18 protein-coding genes are annotated in these 19,206 nt (G+C 43.8%); 9 read left to right on the forward strand and 9 right to left on the reverse strand.

Annotated features, from left to right (window positions below; all coding sequences use genetic code 11):
* Positions 1–30: 30 nt before the first annotated feature.
* Positions 31–1,512: a putative sulfate exporter family transporter gene (locus VDIS_RS12190; protein WP_013337567.1), complete on the reverse strand. Its 1,482-nt coding sequence runs from the start codon at positions 1,510–1,512 to the stop codon at positions 31–33.
* Between the two features lie 252 nt (positions 1,513–1,764).
* Between VDIS_RS12190 and VDIS_RS12195 the strand changes: the two genes are divergently transcribed.
* Genes VDIS_RS12195 through VDIS_RS12205 form a run of 3 tightly spaced genes read left to right on the forward strand, consistent with a single transcriptional unit; the run spans position 1,765 to position 3,335 of the window.
* Positions 1,765–2,004: an AbrB/MazE/SpoVT family DNA-binding domain-containing protein gene (locus VDIS_RS12195; RefSeq protein WP_013337568.1), complete on the forward strand. Its 240-nt coding sequence runs from the start codon at positions 1,765–1,767 to the stop codon at positions 2,002–2,004.
* On the forward strand, positions 1,985–2,392 hold the full coding sequence (locus tag VDIS_RS12200; RefSeq protein WP_013337569.1) for a PIN domain-containing protein: 408 nt from the start codon (positions 1,985–1,987) through the stop codon (positions 2,390–2,392). The genes VDIS_RS12195 and VDIS_RS12200 overlap by 20 nt, the downstream gene beginning before the upstream one ends.
* Positions 2,393–2,438: 46 nt before the next feature.
* Positions 2,439–3,335: an arginase family protein gene (locus tag VDIS_RS12205; protein ID WP_013337570.1), complete on the forward strand. Its 897-nt coding sequence runs from the start codon at positions 2,439–2,441 to the stop codon at positions 3,333–3,335.
* Between the two features lie 53 nt (positions 3,336–3,388).
* Here VDIS_RS12205 and VDIS_RS12210 read toward each other — a convergent pair whose 3' ends face one another.
* The 3 genes from VDIS_RS12210 to VDIS_RS12220 all read right to left on the reverse strand — a co-directional run bounded on the left by VDIS_RS12210 (position 3,389) and on the right by VDIS_RS12220 (position 5,748).
* Positions 3,389–3,706: a hypothetical protein gene (locus VDIS_RS12210; protein WP_013337571.1), complete on the reverse strand. Its 318-nt coding sequence runs from the start codon at positions 3,704–3,706 to the stop codon at positions 3,389–3,391.
* Between the two features lie 32 nt (positions 3,707–3,738).
* Positions 3,739–4,971 carry a hypothetical protein gene (locus tag VDIS_RS12215; protein ID WP_052885846.1) on the reverse strand — a complete coding sequence of 411 codons (1,233 nt, stop codon included), beginning with the start codon at positions 4,969–4,971 and terminating at the stop codon, positions 3,739–3,741.
* Between the two features lie 147 nt (positions 4,972–5,118).
* On the reverse strand, positions 5,119–5,748 hold the full coding sequence (locus VDIS_RS12220) for a superoxide dismutase (protein WP_013337573.1): 630 nt from the start codon (positions 5,746–5,748) through the stop codon (positions 5,119–5,121).
* 72 nt (positions 5,749–5,820) lie between these two features.
* Here VDIS_RS12220 and VDIS_RS12225 point away from each other — a divergent pair, with 72 nt between their 5' ends.
* Entirely contained in the window at positions 5,821–6,816 is a 996-nt protein-coding gene (locus tag VDIS_RS12225) for a sodium:calcium antiporter (RefSeq protein WP_013337574.1), read from the forward strand.
* Here VDIS_RS12225 and VDIS_RS12230 read toward each other — a convergent pair.
* Positions 6,813–7,238, reverse strand: coding sequence for a helix-turn-helix domain-containing protein (locus VDIS_RS12230; RefSeq protein WP_013337575.1), 426 nt, complete (start codon positions 7,236–7,238; stop codon positions 6,813–6,815). The genes VDIS_RS12225 and VDIS_RS12230 overlap by 4 nt on opposite strands.
* Before the next feature lie 55 nt (positions 7,239–7,293).
* Here VDIS_RS12230 and VDIS_RS12235 point away from each other — a divergent pair, with 55 nt between their 5' ends.
* Both VDIS_RS12235 and rpiA read left to right on the forward strand, forming a co-directional pair.
* The gene (locus tag VDIS_RS12235; protein WP_013337576.1) at positions 7,294–8,268 is read left to right on the forward strand and encodes a dihydropteroate synthase; all 975 of its coding nucleotides are present in this window, start codon (positions 7,294–7,296) and stop codon (positions 8,266–8,268) included.
* Between the two features lie 24 nt (positions 8,269–8,292).
* The gene (gene rpiA, locus VDIS_RS12240; RefSeq protein ID WP_013337577.1) at positions 8,293–8,994 is read left to right on the forward strand and encodes a ribose-5-phosphate isomerase RpiA; all 702 of its coding nucleotides are present in this window, start codon (positions 8,293–8,295) and stop codon (positions 8,992–8,994) included.
* Here rpiA and VDIS_RS12245 read toward each other — a convergent pair.
* The gene (locus VDIS_RS12245) at positions 8,981–10,477 is read right to left on the reverse strand and encodes an aromatic amino acid ammonia-lyase (RefSeq protein WP_013337578.1); all 1,497 of its coding nucleotides are present in this window, start codon (positions 10,475–10,477) and stop codon (positions 8,981–8,983) included. The two genes, rpiA and VDIS_RS12245, sit on opposite strands and share 14 nt — an antisense overlap.
* 355 nt (positions 10,478–10,832) lie before the next feature.
* On the opposite strand from VDIS_RS12245, the gene VDIS_RS12250 reads away from it, so the two are divergent.
* Positions 10,833–12,677 (forward strand): APC family permease, encoded by a 1,845-nt coding sequence (locus VDIS_RS12250; RefSeq protein WP_013337580.1) that lies wholly within the window; start codon positions 10,833–10,835, stop codon positions 12,675–12,677.
* Positions 12,678–12,738: 61 nt separating this feature from the next.
* Positions 12,739–13,761, forward strand: a complete 1,023-nt coding sequence (locus VDIS_RS12255) for a threonine ammonia-lyase (RefSeq protein ID WP_013337581.1) — start codon at positions 12,739–12,741, stop codon at positions 13,759–13,761.
* Here VDIS_RS12255 and VDIS_RS12260 read toward each other — a convergent pair.
* From VDIS_RS12260 to VDIS_RS12270, 3 genes are all read right to left on the reverse strand, one after another.
* The gene (locus VDIS_RS12260; protein ID WP_013337582.1) at positions 13,746–14,927 is read right to left on the reverse strand and encodes a pyridoxal phosphate-dependent aminotransferase; all 1,182 of its coding nucleotides are present in this window, start codon (positions 14,925–14,927) and stop codon (positions 13,746–13,748) included. The genes VDIS_RS12255 and VDIS_RS12260 overlap by 16 nt on opposite strands.
* A gap of 55 nt (positions 14,928–14,982) precedes the next feature.
* Positions 14,983–16,071, reverse strand: coding sequence for a threonine synthase (locus VDIS_RS12265; RefSeq protein WP_013337583.1), 1,089 nt, complete (start codon positions 16,069–16,071; stop codon positions 14,983–14,985).
* 64 nt (positions 16,072–16,135) lie between these two features.
* Positions 16,136–17,902 (reverse strand): glutamate--tRNA ligase, encoded by a 1,767-nt coding sequence (locus VDIS_RS12270; RefSeq protein ID WP_013337584.1) that lies wholly within the window; start codon positions 17,900–17,902, stop codon positions 16,136–16,138.
* Positions 17,903–17,953: 51 nt separating this feature from the next.
* On the opposite strand from VDIS_RS12270, the gene hutI reads away from it, so the two are divergent.
* Entirely contained in the window at positions 17,954–19,204 is a 1,251-nt protein-coding gene (gene hutI, locus VDIS_RS12275; RefSeq protein ID WP_013337585.1) for an imidazolonepropionase, read from the forward strand.
* Positions 19,205–19,206 lie beyond the last annotated feature (2 nt).

Here is a 19,206-nt window from a genome sequence, read left to right on the forward strand (position 1 = left end):
TAATTTTGAAATTCATCATTACTCACTACTTTATTTTGGTGGTGGTAAACCCGCGAAGAAGGCTACTGATAGGCCTAGGGCTATTAATATTATGATTATTAGTGATACTATGTAAGCAGCTATCATACGCCCAGCCCTTATCTCGGCAAACGTCTTGAACCTAGTCGTAAGCCCTATTGACATGAATGTGAGGGCGAAGAAGAAGTACCTAAATAACTCGGTCTGTGGCGTTATACCGCCAACCATGAACTTCCACGACACGGTGGCGCCAACCGTGAAACCGATGCCCCATAGTATTAACCATGTGGCTAAGTAACCAAGGACGAACTTGGGAAATCTAAACCAGATTTGCATGGCTGGAACCCTCTCTCCAGGCTTTCTCTCGATTCTAGTCACCCATATCACGGCAAGTATAAATGCCCATAACCCAATCCATATGTCAATAAATACCTTAGTCATGACTGCCGTCGTTAATACCCAAGTCTTATAAATGGCGAGACCCGGCTGGGCGCTGATTAAGGCGTCAGTCAAGGCGCCGCTTGCGGCGGCCGCGCCATCGGTCTTAACGGATAGGCCCATCCAAGCACCAGCGGCGTAAGGCGCCCATTTTAGGAACGTAGCGGCCACGAACGGCAGTATCACCAGTTCTATTGCTGCGAATAATACTATTATTGATGCCACGGTTGCCGGCACTATTGATGGGGCGCCTATCGCCGCGGCTGTGGCTATTGCTGCGGATACACCACATATACTAACGCCCGATGCGAGTGTTGCTGACCACTTAATGTCGAGCTTGAATACCTTACAAGATATTAGGTATGAGATTGGCCAGTAAATTAGGTAGGCAGCGACTATGGCAATAAGCGATCTCTCAACGAGGCCGACAGCTAATGATATGTACCTTAACGATGAGGCACCGACTAGGGCTCCCAGGAGGACTATGGCAGTCTTTATGTACCACTCAGTCCTGGCGCCCGTTTCTAGAACTGCCGGTAACTTCTTGTAGAATATTACGTTGGATATGAATAGGCCCACGAGTAGTAGGTATATTAATATACCGTCTGCCCCCACGGGTATTGACCAGGTGATGTGAAGCTTAGTGTATTGATCAGGCGTGGCGTTGAAGTAGGCATAGCCAAAGAGCCACCAGAAACCGAAGGTTAATATGAACATTATTGTGAAACCCGCCATGAACCTCTTAACGTTATGACCCATTAACCAGGCCGCAAACGTCAGAATAACCAGTAGGAATAAGTAGAAGAAAAGAACACTAAACAACGGGCTTAGGCCCAGGTATGCCTTAGTCATCGTCAATGCCTGCCCAACAATTACTATGCTCTTTGATGGGTTAAGCCATGGCGCCGAGGCTCTAGGTACCCAACCAAGTAAGTAAATGCCGTAATACCCAGGTAATGACAGGAAGAATATGAGGAGACCAATCCACAGCGCCCACCAATCTTCCTTCTTCCATAGTGATGACCAATCAATCTTTGCCGTTGTTTGGGTCGCCATACTTATCGAGGTCTATTCATAGGTGTCAAAAATAAGACTTGTTGCACTTACTTATAATATTTATACGCGGAATAATATTTAAAAATTATAACTAGATTAACTAAATTGTTGCTGAATATTCTTAAGATTATAATAATAAATATAAATTAATTATAAGGAAGTTAAGAATATTCGGAAGTATTTCTTAAGCTTTAGCTTTATTTATTTTAACTTAGTAGAAATGCTTTTATTGAAGTAATTATTTAGTTTATTGTGAAGACCTTGGTTAAGGTTACTAGGAATTATCAGGTCACGATACCCGCGGGCATTAGGGAGAGGCTCGGGATTAAGGTTGGTGATTTGTTGAGTGTTGAGGTTGATGGTGATCGTATTATCCTTAAGAAGGTTATTCAGGAGATACCAATGATCAGGTTGGGTAGGGAGTTAACAATTGATGATATTAATAGACTCATTGAGGAGGGTTTGATGAGGAATGTCAGAGGCAGTGATTGATACTAATGCGTTGATATTTTATATAGTCGAGGATTCTAGGGAGCATGCCAGGGCTGTCGAGGTTTTAAACGACCTGAATAGGTGGTTCCTACCTCACATTGTTATTTATGAGCTGGCTTGGTTTTTTAGATCCGTTAATGTGCCGAGGGATCGTGCTACGGACATTTTAAGTAACTTAATTAACCATAGGAAGGTGGTTTTAGTGTGTGATAATGACATTATTAAATGGGTATTACGTGTGATGCGGGATGTTGGCTGGGGGCTTGGCGGTTTTAATGATCTGGTAATACTTGGGACTGCGTATGTACTTGGTAAGCCTTTATTCACGTTTGATGAGGAATTAAAGAGGAGGGCTAAGAGGGTAGGTGTTGAGGTTCTTGAGGTTTAAATTCGTGACGTAGTACTTTTAATACTATCGTCATTGTCTATCTTGTATGCGGTTTGTTAGGGAGTCCATGTATAAGTTTATCAAGGACCCTGGTGATATCAGGATCGGCGAGGTTATCAAGAGAGGTTGGGTTAGTGGTGATGTTGGTATTCTCGGTGTTCCCTGGGATGGGGCGGTAGGTACGAGACCTGGCTCTAGGCTTGCCCCTGCCAGGGTTAGGTCCTGGCTTTACTCCTCACCCTACATCTTCAGCAATGTTTCGATTGTTGATCTCGGCGATGTTGATGTGGTTGTTGGTGATCATAATGAGACTTGGCGTAGGGTTGAGGAGACGGTCAGTGAGGCGTTGGGGCTTGTTAGGGAGTTGATCGTCATTGGTGGCGACAGTACATCCTCCTACGCAGCGTTTAGAGGCTTGAGGAAGGCAGTTAATGATGGGTTGGCGTATGTCCTACTTGATGCTCACCCCGATGTTAGGGTCATTACCGAGGGTCTGACGAGCGGGCAGGTCGTTAGGTGGATTAGGAGTGTTGACCCAAACGCCTATATAGCCATAATCGGCGTTAGGACTTATTCAAACGCACCATACCTATTTGATGAGGCTAGGAAGTTAGGTATTACGGTATACACGATTGATCAGGTGGACTCCATGGGCATTAATGCTGTGGTCAGCGAGATTGTGAGTAATACTAACAATAGGGTTGTTCACCTGAGCATTAATCTTGATGTTGTCGACCCAGCATTCGCACCCGGCGTCAATAGCCCATCACCTGGTGGCTTCACGTCAAGGGAGGTAATTAGACTTGTTCGCGAATTAAGCATTAGGTTAAGGCCCAGGGTTTTTGATATTGTTGAAGTCACACCGCCCTTTGATGTTAATGATGTGACGAGTATGCTCGCCTCTGCGATAATAGTCAATGCCATATGGATTAGTAAGACGTGATTCGCATTGATATCAAGATATCTTAAACCTAAATAATCAGTAATGATTAAGCTTTAAACTATTTGTGGACAATTTCCTATTGGTGCTATCTTCATTATTTCGTTTAAGGCATGGGCTATTTTCCATTTCTGCTCATTACTTTTCACGTTTTCATGTCTCCTACGGAGTACCTGAATGATCTGAATCCTTATATCACAATTCCTTACCACTAATGCCTTCAGGGTAGCCCACGTTATGACAACCTCATACCTCTTACCATATTGCCGTATACGGCATGGCTCACCATCAACAATATCTTCAAGCACACTCTTTAACTCGTTGTAAACGATATTTGCCTCATCTTCATCAAATGTGTAGTATATTAATTCCATCGAATTTTTAGATATAACATGTAGACTAAGTTCTATTCCAAAACCATTACCTTCATCTCACCAGGTCTCCAGTTTATTTCCTGCTGTGCAATTTGTCTTATCTCCACCCATTTATCTATGTTTAAGGCATCTAGAAGATCTTGCACTTCGGGCGGTAACACATTTATGATCCTTCTAGCCAATTCAATGGCATTAGAGCAACAGTAGGTTATCATGATTATGCCATGCTGATTAGGGTTAGGCTTCCAATGCCTTAATCCTATTCTACGTAATATTGATTCCCACTTCTTATATTCTGTGGTGGAGATCATGATAAACGGTCTTTTCACTCCCCTATACTCGTAATTCTTCGCGCTCCCGTCGCCTAATATTGCCGTGAAGAGAAATTCCATTAACTGCCTATCGTTAAAGTTCTTTCTAACCATTTTAAATATGCCCTTCTTAAATGATAAGTAGTTATTAGCCCTCAACCACCACATAATCATAATGTTATCTGCATTAATATTTACGAAGGGTATGCGTACATAAACCTCGCCCGGATAAAGCATTGCCCAAAATAATGCTTGCCAGGGCTGCGTAGTAGTCATGTATGGTCTGCCCTTGCTTATGCCCTCATCACTTACAGCAAAGCCGGCTCGTAATGCTGTGAGATCCTTAATTAAATCTTTGTATCTCTTATTAGGTGCTAATGAACTGAAGATATTTGGCACGTTAATAATTACGCCATTAATGTTACTCAGCACTATTTTAATCGTCATTGCCCCATTAACTTTATCAATGTGGATTATAACATGTTTTCCATATATCCTAATAGTTGGCTCCAACGATTTACCAAGGATAATTTCAGCTTTACCACTTATTACGGCTTTAATTAAATTCTGAACCTCAATACTCACGTACTTAATCCAATAATCCTTAAATTCATTAATATGGTATATTACCTTATTAATTACCGTTAATAATTTATCGATGGCATCACTATACTTATCCTTAAGTGATACAACCCTCTCCTTAATAATTTCCCATTCCTTCCTATTACCATCTATCCAATAAGCATTCCAAACTCTTAATTCTATTAAACGATTAATTGCTTCAATTAATAAGGTAATAATATCTTTAATTAGACCTGGATCTTTAACTTCTTCACCACATCTATACCTTAAACCCTTTCTTTTAATGCCATAGCAAATTCTATTCCTCCTAAGTAGCTCCTCATTTATATCACTCTTTAAAATGTTATAAGTTACTTGGTCATTAACCGCCACATCCTGGTCTGAGCAACATCTCTCATTAAAAGCCATCACTATTATTAACCAAACTAACTTTTAAGGTACTTAAATTATAATTATAATAATTATTGTTAAAAATTAAAATTTAGAATTTTAAAAAGAGAGATATTGCTGATAACGCATTTACTTTATGTATTTCCTTAATCTATTCTCAGCTTCCTCCCAATTCAGTACATTCCAAATAGCGTCTATGTAGCCGTTCCTGTTAGAACGATATTGGAGGTAATATGCATGTTCAAATTCATCGACTATCAGTAGGATTGGTAGCTCGGCAATGTGTTGGTTGTAGTGGTTTTCGAAGGTTGTGAATTCGAGGTTCCCGGTCTCTGGGTCGTAGTATAGTACGGTCCATCCACAGCCTGGCAGGGACCTCATGACCTCCGTGAATAATGCCTTAAACCTATCGAAGCTCCCGAATTGCTTCTTTATTAAGTCGCCGAGGTAGCCGCCTGGTGTTCCTCCGCCCTTTCCTGGTGGTGCCATTGAGTACCAGTATAGTGTGTGGAGTTTGTGGCCGTTTACGTTGAAGAATAGACTTCTTAGTAATCCCTGTATGTCATAGCTTGTTACATCACCCTTAATTATCTTCTCAAGTCTCTCGATTGTTGCGTTGGCACCGTTTACATAGCCCTTATGATGCCCATTATAGTGCACATCAATTACTTGACCGCTTATGTGTGGTTCAAGGGCGTTTATTGAATATGGTAGTGGCGGCAGTTCGTATCTTTTGAAGAGTGTTGCTGGGAGGCTCATCAAACCCTTGTGCGGGTTGGACTTATTAAATATTGTCTTTTCATTATTTTGGCTGGGGTTGGTAAAGTGCTAATGGTAATTCTGTACATAATTGCTGGATTCTTCTCAGTACTTATTGGTGGTTGGCTCTTTACCAATGCGATGGAATACATAAGTCATAGGTATGGGGTTGGAGCATCCTTCGTTGGTGCTGTGCTATCACCCATCTTAACATCACTCCCTGAGCTTATGGTCTTCCTGGTTGCTTTCCTGATTTACGGTGGTGTGTCCGGTGAGGATGTTGCCGTGGGCACGGTGATTGGAGAACCTTTTGTGGTATCTACTATTGTATACCCAATGATCTTTATTATCGCTATCATAGGATTTTACCTGCGTTACAGGAGCGACGTGGTTCTTGAGGTCGATAAGGTATTGGTGACGCCGTTTATTGTGGTTGTAGTGTTCTTCCCCACGGTTCTCTTACCAGCCTTTATTAATTCGCTCCAGGTTAGGTTAGTAATAGCGGTTCTTTTACTTGCAATTTACCTATCGTATATCTACATAATGAGGGCTAAGCAGGGCTTAGCTATTGAGGATTATGAGGGGCTTTACGTGCTCAGGATCGTTAGGATATCAAGACTTTGGGAATGGCTTTTACTCATGATTCAGCTTGCTGTTTCCGTAGCCTTACTATTTATGGGTTCTAGGGCTATGGTTGCGGGGATAATTGAGTTGTCACGTAGTTCCATGCTTGATGTGATGGGTTTATCGATAATAATCGTGCCTACGGCTACGGTGCTGCCCGAGTCAATAACCGCGGCTATATGGACCTTGAGGGGGCGTGATACGATGGCTGTTGCCGCGTTAATTGGTGAGAAGGTGCTTTACTCAACCGTGTACCCAGCCATAGCCCTAATCGTTACTAGGTGGTCTCTTAGTATTGAGGCTTTGATTAGCGTTATCGTGGTTGAGGCAATATCCTCTGCAATGCTATACCACGTCGTTAGGGGGAGGCTTACCTGGGACGTGGCGGTAATGGGGCTTCTTGGTTATGTAATTTACATACTTATCTTGATACACCGTATTTAATGGCCATGGATTATTACCGGCCCCATCAGTAACATGTCAAGGCCCATTAGCATTAATAGTTCGAGTGGTATTAGGTTTAGGAGTATCATTAATGGTATTAACGAAACGTATTGATTAAGTAATTCCTCAAGTTCCTCGTCATTTATATTGTTTATTTTGCTGATTATTCTTTCTGATATGCTTTTCAGCTTCTCATAGGCCTTTTGCGCCTCCTCAAGACCTGTTGGCGTTAAATCAAAGGCCTCCTTCTTAAATATAAGGCCCCTTTTAACCCTCGTAACTAACTTATCGTGCTCAAGGTACTGAAGCTCCTCGGTAACCTCCTTAATATCCCTCCTCAGGTAGTATGCTATTTCCTCAGCGGTTAATGGTCCTCTTTCCCTAATTAAGATGAGTATTTGCTCGCCTAATGATAGATTCATTACTAATCCTTAAATCTAGGACATAATAAGTCTTGCTCACTAAAGGGAATTAGGTATGCCGAGGGCTAGGCTTGGCCGTGTTTGGGTTGGGGATGGCGAGCCTGTTAGGTTGGTCGGAGTTATTAATGTCAGTCCTGAGTCCTTCTTTAAGGGTTCAGTGAGGAGGACGGTTGATGAGGCGCTTAAGGCTGCTGAAGCCATGATCTCTAGCGGCGTTGACGTAATTGATGTTGGTGGGATGTCCACGGCGCCGTATAATAAGACCGTGATCAGCGTTGATGAGGAAGTAAGTAGGGTCGTGCCGGTGATTAAGGCCTTGAGGAGGGAGTTCCCTGAATTAACGATATCCGTCGATACATTTAGGTCTAGAGTCGCTGAGGAGGCGTTGAACGCAGGCGCCAACGTTATTAATGACGTCACTGGATTGAAGGGTGATGGTGATATGGCCCGCGTAATATCTAATCATGGAGCGTCCGTAATAATCATGGCAAGGGAAAGAGTACCGGGTCAGGGCGGTGACCCTGTTAGCAGGACGGTAGGCGCACTGAGGGAGAGCTTAGAAATTGCGTTGGGTAATGGCATTGATGAGGGTGGTATTGTTATTGACCCAGGTATTGGTGCATGGCCTCCACTGAGCATGGATCCAATACTTACTGGTGGTGAACCGTTAAGGGGTGATTACATACGCGGTGATAATACCTACCCGTGGTATTCCTGGGACTCGATAATTATAATGAACATCAATAAGATAAGGAGTGAATTAAATAGGCCCGTCCTTGTTGGTATTTCGAGGAAGTCGTTCCTTGAGAGGTTAATGCGTAGGAGGGCGCCGCCTGAGGAGAGGTTATTTGCATCGGTATCTGCCGAGGCCATTGCTGTGCTCATGGGCGCTGACGCTGTTAGGACGCATAATGTTAGCGAGAGTAGGGATGCCATTAAGGTTGCTGAGGCACTTAGATTGTGCTTAAATAAGGATTCCTCTATGTGCAGTAATGAGTTAGTAAAACTCGTGGATGTAGGTAATCGTTAAATTTATTGATTAACCATAACTATCGTGGACAATACTGATGTTGCGAAGGAGGCTGCGGCTAAGGAGGCTCTTAAGTATGCCAGGAGTGGTTACGTCATCGGTGTTGGTACTGGGTCCACGGCAATGGTCTTCCTTAGGGAACTTCATAGGCTAATAATTAATGGGGTCATAAATAATGTACTCTTGGTACCAACATCCACGGAGACTGAGATTGAAATAGTGAGGTTGGGGTTGGCTAATTTATTACGTTATCCCTGGCAGGTTGATAGAATCGACGTCGCCGTTGATAGTGCAGATGAAGTTGATAGGAGGAAGAACCTAATTAAGGGTGGCGGTGCTGCCCTGACCAGGGAGAAGATAATTGACTATTGGGCTAGGGAGTTCATAGTGATCATTGATGAATCGAAGGTCTTTGATTCAATACCGAGTAAGCACCCGATACCCATTGAGGTTATACCCTTTGCCTGGTCTATAGTTAAGGCAAGACTTGAGGAGTTGGGTGGTACGGCTGAGCTTAGGTTTGGCAGTGGTAAGAGGGGGCCGGTGGTGACTGACAATGGTAATTACATAATTGATTATATGCCCAGGGCCGTAGTGAATATTGAGGATTTAGAGAGGACCATTAAGGAATTACCTGGCGTAGTTGAGGTTGGGATATTTAATGGCAGGAGGGTTTCCAGAGTAATAATTGGTAAGGCTGATGGATCGGTGATTACGATGGATTAACTCTCAGGTTAATAAGGCTTGAAAGCTCATCAATCGCACCCACCAACCTTGTTATTGCCTCATTATGCGACTGAGCCCCTGCAACGTACTTATTAATCACATCATAAATACGGGTAGTCATCCTACCGCAATTCCTACATGCATTATTAGTGCTAGCCACCATGTAAGTATCGTAGGCTAATATGGCTATTAATTGCGCAACTAATGAATTAATTTCGTGAAGCTTTATTGCGGAGTTAGCGCTCATGGAGTTAACATCCTCCTGAAAGCCGCTTGTTGGTATGTTCTGAACCGTGGATGGCGTTGATAATTCCCTAAGTCTCGCTGATAGGGCAGCAGCCGTGTATTGCGTTAGCATTAAGCCAACGCGCCAGGGACCATTGGCTAGATAATTACTGACGCCATTTATTTCCCTCCTAAGCAATTGCGCTACTTGTCTCTCAATTAAATTGCCAAGCACGGCTAAGGACGTATTAAGTAGGTCTGTTGATAGGGCTATGTACTGTCCGTGAAAGTGGCAGGTTGAGTAAACACTATTATTGATTATTATTGGGTTATCACTAACCGAGTTAACTTCATTTAACACATTGCGTAATGCCCAAGTAAGTGAATCAAGTACTGAGCCTAATACCTGGGGCATACACCTGATTGAGTATGGGTCCTGAACCCTACCACTGGTATTCACGTTCTTACTATCATTTAGTAATTCACTCATTACCCTGGCAATCTCCGCTTCACCCCTATGCAGTTTGGTTGCGTTTGCCTCGACGCTTAACGGTGCAATACTCGCCCGCGAAGCCTCAATAACCAGCGCCATAACAGCCACGGCAGCCCTCAATAACTTATAAGAATCCCAAATACCCAATGAAGCCACTGCAGCACTATAGCTAGTTCCGTTAATTAATGATAAAGCCTCCTTATAACTAAGCCTTAACTCCTCAAGACCAGCCAACTTAAGAGCCTCAGCGCTGGGCATTGCTTTACCTTGGTATTTAACGAATCCTTTGCCCAGCAGGGTTAATGCCATGTGAGCCAATGGCGCCAAATCTCCCGAAGCGCCAACTGAGCCATACCTAGGAATTAATGGCGTTATTTTCATGTTCAGGAAATCGATTAATCTCTCCACGACAATACCCCTAATCCCGCTGTATCCCAGAGATAATTGGTGGGCCCTAATCAACATCGTTGCCCGAACCCAATCATCAGGCGCATAATCACCAACACCCGTTGAATGATCAATGAGCATCTCTAGCGAGTACTTTGCCACATCCTCAGGATTAACAGTCACATTGTATAGGTCACCAAGTCCCGTATTAACGCCATAAATCCTTACATTACCATGAATAAGCTCCTCAAGGATCCTCCGAGACCGCTCGACCGCAACTAAAGCATCACTACCCACCCTAACCTCCTCATAATTCCTAGAAACCCCGATTATCTCCGTTAAAGTCAAGAACTTACCCATTCCGATGCTTACGACCATACGTATGAAATCAAAGAATAGATCTATTAATTTATTTTCCTAAATATAGTTATTTAAAACCTTAAATAATTAATAGACCTATTACCTAACCCATCCTTAAGTCCAAACATCTACATCAACTTCATTGCTTGCTATAAATACATTAATAAAATAATTGATTTTTATATCATTATTTTTATTAATATTCATCATGTTACTTATTTCTTTAAGTTAAATTATTTATGCAACTTTTACACTATCTTTAGTCTCTTAAATGTAAGATTTAATGCTATATAAATGCTAGTAATGATACAATATTAAAATATATAATTACATATTATAAAATTTATAAATTGATAAAAATAATTCAGGCCGTATGGCTGAGGACTTCGGGATTAGGACCGATAGGGAGTTACGTAGGGCCTTGGATAGGCGTAGGTTATTGTTTCTCTCAATAGGTGAAATAATTGGCGCAGGTTGGTTGTTTGCACCAATGTATGCCGCATCGTATGCAGGAGGTGCTGCCTTACTAGCTTGGATAATAGCTGGAGTAATAATACTTCTCATAGCATTCGCTAATGCCGAGATCGCCTCTGCAATACCGAAATCCGGCGCCCTCGTTAGATACCCACATTATGTATTTGGTGGCTTTGCAGGTTTCCTACTTGGTTGGTCTTATTTCTTAGCAATAACGGCTGTACCACCTACGGAGGCCTTAACGGCGACCAGATACTTATCATTCTTCTTCCCACAGTTATATAACACATCTACGGGCACATTAACGGTACTCGGATACGTGGTTGCCTACCTATTTCTTGCCTTGTTCGTTTATGTGAATTACATGGGCGTTAAGGCTGTTGGTGATGTTGTCTATGGCGTCGGTTGGTGGAAGCTTTTGATACCTTCAATAACCGCGATAATAATGATAGCCTTGGCCTTCAACCCGGCCAACTTCACCGCAGGGGGCGGCTTCATACCAACAAGTGGTACCGCGCCATACACAGGCTGGGCAGCAGTGTTTTACGCAATGCCCACCGGCGGCGTTTTATTTGCTTACCTTGGTTTTAGGCAAGCTATTGAGTATGGTGGTGAGGGTAGGAATCCCAGTAAGGATATACCATTTGCGGTCATAAGCGCGATCTTAATCGCGATGATTATTTACATGCTACTTGAGCTTGCATTCATAGGTGCGATTCATTGGGACGTGATTGGCATTAAGGAGGGCGCATGGTCGGCATTGAGGACATCCTCAATATCTAAGGCACCAATAGCTCAATTACTTGAATCACTTAAGTTCGTTATTCCCGCAGCGGCCGCCCTCCTAACGGCCTGGGTTATCGTATTTCTAACCGATGCTGTGGTTTCGCCTGCAGGCACTGGTTTCGTATCCACAGGGGGCGCAACGAGGGCTCTCTATGGTGTTGCTGCTGATGGTTATTTACCATCATGGTTCCTAACTTTAAGCCGAACTAAGATACCTAAGTGGTCTCTCATCACAATAGCGATACTTGGTGCTCTATATCTATTACCATTTCCGACTTGGCAATCAATAGTTTCATTTACTACAGTTGGTAGGGTGCTCACGTACATGGTAATTGGCGGCATAGCTGTGCAAGCATTGAGAAGGACGGCGCCCGAGCTTCCTCGAGCATTTAAGCTATGGGCCATGCCAGTCTTAGCTCCACTTGCCACACTTGCAGCATCCCTTGTTATTTATTGGTCTGGATTTGGTACAGTGTCTAAGTTCTTCTTAGCGGTGTTCATAGGGTTGCCCATATACTTTGGTTATTATGCGTATAAGAGATTGAATGTAAGGCTCCCCATCTCATTGACTCTGGGGCTTATCGATGCCGTGGGTATAGCAGCATCCTTCTCCTACTTCTATGGTTTAACCAAGGGGCTAAAGGTCTATAATGATATGGGGTTGTTCATGTACATTATAGTCACAGCCTTATTAGTATACATCAGCATGGCCGTGCTTTATTACCTAGGCAGTGAATATTTAAGAAAGGAGTTCAGGGCTGGTGTTTGGTTACCCACCTACATGATAGTGATCACGGTGCTTTCTTATTACGGCTCCTTCGGTCTGCACAAAGTCATACCGTTCCCCGTGGATACGGTGATAGCAGCGGTGGTTACGTTAATATTCCATTACTGGGCTGTTTATAGTGCATTTAGAACTAAGGCCATAGATCAAATAATCGAGGAGATGAAGAAATAAATAATATAATCATTAATATAGCGTTAAAACTAAAAATTGCGACTTTTCTTTATAATATATTATGGGCATAAACATCAGTAATGGTGGCATGGTCGATTTAATGTCTCTTATTTGGGAGGCTTGGGAGTTCATTAAGAGGATGGAGTTGTTGGGTTACGTGATTAGGACACCACTGTACAGGTCGGAATACTTATCGGGTAATGACCTCAACGTTTACTTGAAACTGGAGAATTTACAGAGGAGTGGTAGTTTTAAGGTTAGGGGTGTGATCTTTGCGGTACATAAGTACATGCGTGAGGGTTATGAGCACTTCCTGACGGTATCCACGGGAAATCATGCCGTTGCGTTGGCATACGTGGCCAACATACTGAGGGTCAAGGCCACGGTGGTTGTTCCGGAGACAACGCCAAGGTCTAAGGTTGAGGATATGGAGAGGTACGGCGCTGAGGTTATTAAGTATGGCAGATCATACGTGGAGGCCGAGAAAAGGGCCCTTGAGATCGTTTCAAGTAACCCAAGGATTAAGCTTGTACACACATTCAATGATCACTACATAATTGCCGGTCATGCAACCATTGGGCTTGAGATACTTGAGGAACTGCCCAACGTTAACGCCATACTTATACCACTTGGTGGTGGCGCCTTACCGGCTGGTGTGTCTTACCTAATGAGGCATATTAAACCTGACGTAAGGGTTTATGGGGTTCAACCTGAGAGTGCGCCGTTTTACGTACTATCTCTTAAGGAGGGTAAGCCCGTGGTGCTAAGTGATATTAAGACAATAGCTGATGGACTCGCCTCAAGACCTGGCGAGATACCCTTTGAGTACATAAGGCGCTATCTAGATAATGTACTCCTAGTCAGTGAGGGCGACATTGAGAGGGCGATATACCTATTATTGAAGTATGAGCACGTTGTGGCAGAGGGGGCTGGCGCCATAGCCATAGGACCCATAATCAATGGCGACCTAATAAGGAGACTTAATCAACGTGGTGCCTACAACGTAGTTGCCATAATAACCGGTAGCCACATTGATATAGATAGGCTAAGGAAAATACTTGAAAATGCCTATGATAAACATTGACTTATTGCTTTTATTCCCTCCCTTATGGCTTCCTCGTTTTCCTTTGCGAAAGTCAACCTTAAATGATCCCTACCACCTTCCCCAAAGGCCGACCCTGGCACTGCTGCTACATGGCATTGCCTGAGTAGCTTCATTACAAAATCCACATCACCCATACCAAGTCTCTTAAGGTATGGCTTTAGATTTGGAAACATGAATAAACCCGCCCTCGGCTTTACCACAATCACATCGGACAAGTACTCCCTGATGGCTTTATACATGGTTTCCATCCTTGATTTGTAGATTGGTAGGGTCTCACTTAGGTACTTCTCCTTATACTTCCTGAGATATAGCAACCCCGCATACTGGGCTGGTGTTGGTGGATTTAGGTTCGTGTACTGCTTAACCCTGTTGAATACCTTTATGAAGTCTTCATGAGCAATCACATAGCCTAATCTCCATCCCGGCATTGCCGGATCCTTCGAAAACGTATTCAGTGCAATGACATTCTCAAGACCATACCTAATGGCGTATGTGTGAGAGCCCTCGTAATAGAGGTGCCTATATGCCTCATCATATATGAGGAACGCATCATAGTCACGGACTAAGTCAATTAACAACTTAATCATTGATTCACTCAGGACCCTGCCCGTTGGGTTATCTGGATTGACGGCTATTACCGCCTTAACCCTCCTATTCATCACGGCCTTAACATCCTCCTCGCTCGGCTCCCAACCAAGCTCCTCCCTCGCCCTAACCCTAACAACCCTACCACCCAGGTAATTAATGACTGGTTCGTACATTAGGTATGTTGGGTCGAAGAGTACGACTTCATCACCCTCATCGATTATAGCCATGAGAGCCGCTAGTATAGCCTCGGCAGAACCTGCGGTCACTGAAACATTGACATTACCTACCTTAACCCCTGAGTACTTTGTGTAGTCTTCGGCTATTGCTTCTCTCAGTTCCTCAATACCACTACTTGGCGTGTACATGCTATATTCGAAGGGTTTCTCGAGGAGCTCCCTCGTAAACTCAAGGAGCAAATCTCTACTGGGCGGAAGGCCAGGCTGACCAATATGAAACTCAAAAACCCTAACACCAAAACCCCTAAGCCTAACAACCTCCTCATTAACACCCCTAATTGCGGATCCAGGGAATGCATTGCTCCTTGTTGAGACCCTCACGGTACGTAGGGAATAGTACGTGTTTATAAAGGTTACTCTTGTTAAATATATTCCATTATATTTTACTCATTATATCTATATACTTTAAGCCACTACCCGTTAGTACTATCACGACTTCATCATCCTTACTTAGATAATTGCTATTCAGTAACTTCATATAGCCAGGGAGAACTATTGCACTGCTTGGTTCGATAATGAACCCCCTCCTTAGTAATAACTTCCATGATTGCAGAAGCTCATCATCCATAATCACTAGCACATCACCATTACTTCTCCTGATGGCGTTGACCAACTGCTCAAGTCGTGGTGGATTAGATACTCTAAGTGCATCTGCAAGTTTCGTTGGCTCCTTCATGGATTCACCATGCATCTTCTCATAAAGGCTTGCAAATCCCTGGGCCTGTACAGCGTATAATCTCGGCATCTTATTAATGAGACCGAGATTCAACAGCTCGTTAAAGCCAATCCATAGGCCGAGGAGTAACGTACCCGCTGATACTGGAAGAACTACTGCATCGGGGACATGCCCTAATTGATCAAGCAATTCGTATGCCAGGGTTTTCGTACCCTGCAAAAACCAGGGGTTCCATGCATGCCCAACGTATACTTCACTAGGTCCTACGGAGTCAATGGCCATTTTACCTGCCTCAGCCCTAGAAGGAGCCTCGATTAACTCAGCCCCCAACGACCTTATAAGGCTCTTCTTACCCTCAGGCGCGTCCCTAGGTACGTATATCCTAGCCTTAATGCCAGCCGCGGCTGCGTATGCCGCTATAGAGATCCCAGCATTACCACTTGAATCCTCGACCACAGCCCTAGCGCCAAATTCAAGGGCCTTAGACACGGCGACGGCAGAACCCCTGTCCTTAAACGAACCAGTTGGATTGAGATACTCAAGTTTTAGATAAACATTCTTACCGAGGAAGGATGCATTAATCAACGGTGTAAGACCCTCACCAAGACTAACAAAGGGCCTTGCAGGTATTACACTGGAGAATCTCCATAAGTCCCTACGCTCACTAAGTGTGAGCCTTAAACCATCAATGATCAAATCAAGTGGGCCACCGCACTTAGGGCATCGCCAAAACCATGAAGATGCCTCAGTAGTATAACCGCACCTTAAACACCTATACCACACCCTCATACATTGACTTATTAATTCATGCATTAAATTAATTTTTCGTAAACAATGGATTTACTGCTACGTTTCAGTCATGGACGTAAATGAACCTATCACGTTCCACCTTCTTTACAAAACCATACCTCATAAATTGTATTATCTCACCATTACTTACCTGCTCCACCCCCGGCTCCGCAAGCCCCACATCCTCAACGAGCTTTAAGTCCTCAGGCCTTACAACTCTCATCGGCAACCCATTGGGTGGTACCCATTGGATTATTGGAGCATTAACCCTCCTGGCGCTCTCAAGGTCCCTGCTATGTATCCTGGCGGTTAATGAATCACTGCCCTTACTCATCACCTCTATGTTCGCGAGTTCCATCAGTCGAATTACTGAGCCGGGGCCCGCCTTATCATAATCTGATTTACTTATGAATACCGTTATCTCATTATTGATAGGTTTTAGAGTTAATGTCCTAAATCCACGCTCTGGGTATGATGGGTGCATTGGTAGTTTAGCCGTTAACTCCTCCGTAACCCCCTCAATTATTACCTTGATGGGGTCTATCACGGCCATGTACCTATTAGCCTTTGGTTCGATTATCTTCCTATTCTCAGCAAATAGGTTTGCTGAGGATATCGTGGCATCCGTGGGCTTAACACCGACTTGCAGCATTATATTCCAAATGGCCTCTGGCTGAATACCCCTATTCCTAAGGCCTGCGAGTGTTGGTAACCTAATGTCGTCCCACTTAATACCAAGCGCCTTTAACTTAGTCTTACTTAATGTCATGCCCACAATCTTAAGCCTACCAAAATGAATAGCCTCGGGCTGCTCCCAACCCATATGCACATAAATGAAGGATTGCTTAATGGTATTTACCGAGTGCTCCTGAGCCCTAAGTATATGTGTTATACCCATTAGGTGGTCATCGACAGACACGGAGAAGTTATACGTTGGCCAAACAATGTATTTAGAACCAACCCTTGGGTGTGGGTACTTAGTCGTGTCTATGATCCTCATGGCAACCCAATCCCTAACGCTTGGGTCTGGGTGCTGAAGATCAGTCTTTATCACCATGACCGCCTCACCCTCCTTATAATGACCCTCAAGCATTCTATCGAAAAGCTCAAGGTTAACGCTTGGGTCAGCATCCCTATTCTTACAGGGCTTACCGGTTACCTTAGACTTTTTCCAATCATCAGGTGTGCACCCACTATCCTTAGCAGCAACGTAGGCACCACCCTTCTCAAGAATCTTCCTAGCAATTTCATAGTAAATCCCCAATCTATCTGACTGTATATACTCCTCATCCCACCTAATACCAAGCCACCTCAGGTCCTCCTTAATTGCGTCATAGGCCTCAGGAAGCGGCCTCTTGGTCCTTGGGTCGGTATCCTCAAACCTAAGTATGAACTTAGCCTTCTTACCCAAGCCCTCATATTTTAGTTTATATGCATAATTTATGATAGCCGGCCTAGCACTGCCCAGGTGAAGTACGAAGTCAGGGTTTGGAGCGAACCTTAGGGTTATCACTTCATACTTACTATCATTGGGTAGTGGTGGCAAATCCTCAATTCCCTTCTTATAGGTCTCAACCTTCCTCTCCCCAAGGGCCTCAGGCCATTTACTCATTAGTAGATTTCTTTGTTCATCAATGCTTAGGGAGTTCACGTAATCGATGACTTCCTTAACGATTTGGGCGACTTCCTTGGCCATGGGCCTAAGTGATGGGTCCTCAGCAAATACCTTAGAAATTACTGCATTCATACTTGCCTTTCCATTGAACTTTACGGCATTGATTAATGCATGCTTTAGGGCAATGTCCTTAACCCTATCCTTGTCCACGGACACGCTAGTTAGTTAAAATGGAATCTTTTTAAACATACGCTAAGCGATTGCATTATGGGTAAGGTCTCCTTACTCATTGGTCCAATTAGGCAACTGGTTACTGCTAAATCAATGCCCTGGAGGTACGGAGACCCAGTATTAGTTATTGAGGATGCGGGTATTGCCATTGAGGGCGATAAGATAGTAGATGTTGGCTCGTGGAACTCCATCAGCAGGAAGTATGAGGGTAAGTGTAGGGTCTCTGCTGAGGAATCCCTGGTAACGGCTGGTCTTGTGGATCCCCATACGCACCTGCTCTTTGCTGGTTCTAGGGAGGATGAGCTTGAGCTTAAGCTGGAGGGTGTCCCGTACGAGGAAATACTCAGGAGAGGTGGTGGTATCTACAGGACTGTTAATGCCACGGTTAGTGCAACGGATGATGAACTTAAGAAAATCCTACTTAGTAGGTTATTTGAGGTTACGAGGTACGGCACAACCACGATAGAGGTTAAGAGTGGTTATGGAATTGATCCAAGCCAGGAAATTAGACTTCTCAGGATAATTAATGAATCGTTAACAAGCGCGCCCATAGATGTTGTATCAACGTATTTAATTCATGTACCGCCGAGAAACATGGATAGGAGGGAGTACATCAATGCAGTAATAGGTTCTCTTGATGAGGCAAAGAAACTGGCGAGGTTCATAGACGTGTTCTGCGATGAGGGAGCTTTTACGGTTCAGGAAACCAGGGACATCCTTAGGGAAGCATCGAAGAGGGGTTTCGGTTTAAGACTTCACGCCGATGAAATAGCCTATATTGGGTGCAGTGACTTAGTTAAGGAATTTAACGTTGTATCACTCGATCATCTACTGAACTTACCTGAGCAGAACGCTAGGTCAATTGCCGAGAGAGGTTCAGTAGCGACTCTATTGCCCATAACAATACTTTCACTAATGAGTAGTAAGAGACCGCCGGTCAAGGCATTAAGGAATGCAGGTGTACCCATGGCACTTGGTACTGACTTTAGTCCGAACTCCTGGTCCTTAAATATGCAGTACGCGATGGAGTTAGCCACATACCTACTCGGTATGACTCCTCTTGAGGTCTTAATGGCGGCTACGGTGAATGCCGCATATAGCCTAAGCCTTAGGGATAGGGGTGTTTTACAGCCTGGTTACTTGGCGGATATAGTCATTTGGGATATACCTAATTATAGATGGTTAAGTTATGAGTTGGGTAGGAATAAGGTATTAACCGTTATAAAGAGGGGTGCGGTACTTGAGTCAACGCTGATGGGTACCGTGATTAGTAAAGAATGTGCTTGAAA

Origin of the sequence: Vulcanisaeta distributa DSM 14429 (assembly GCF_000148385.1) — an archaeon.
Classification (GTDB): domain Archaea; phylum Thermoproteota; class Thermoprotei; order Thermoproteales; family Thermocladiaceae; genus Vulcanisaeta; species Vulcanisaeta distributa.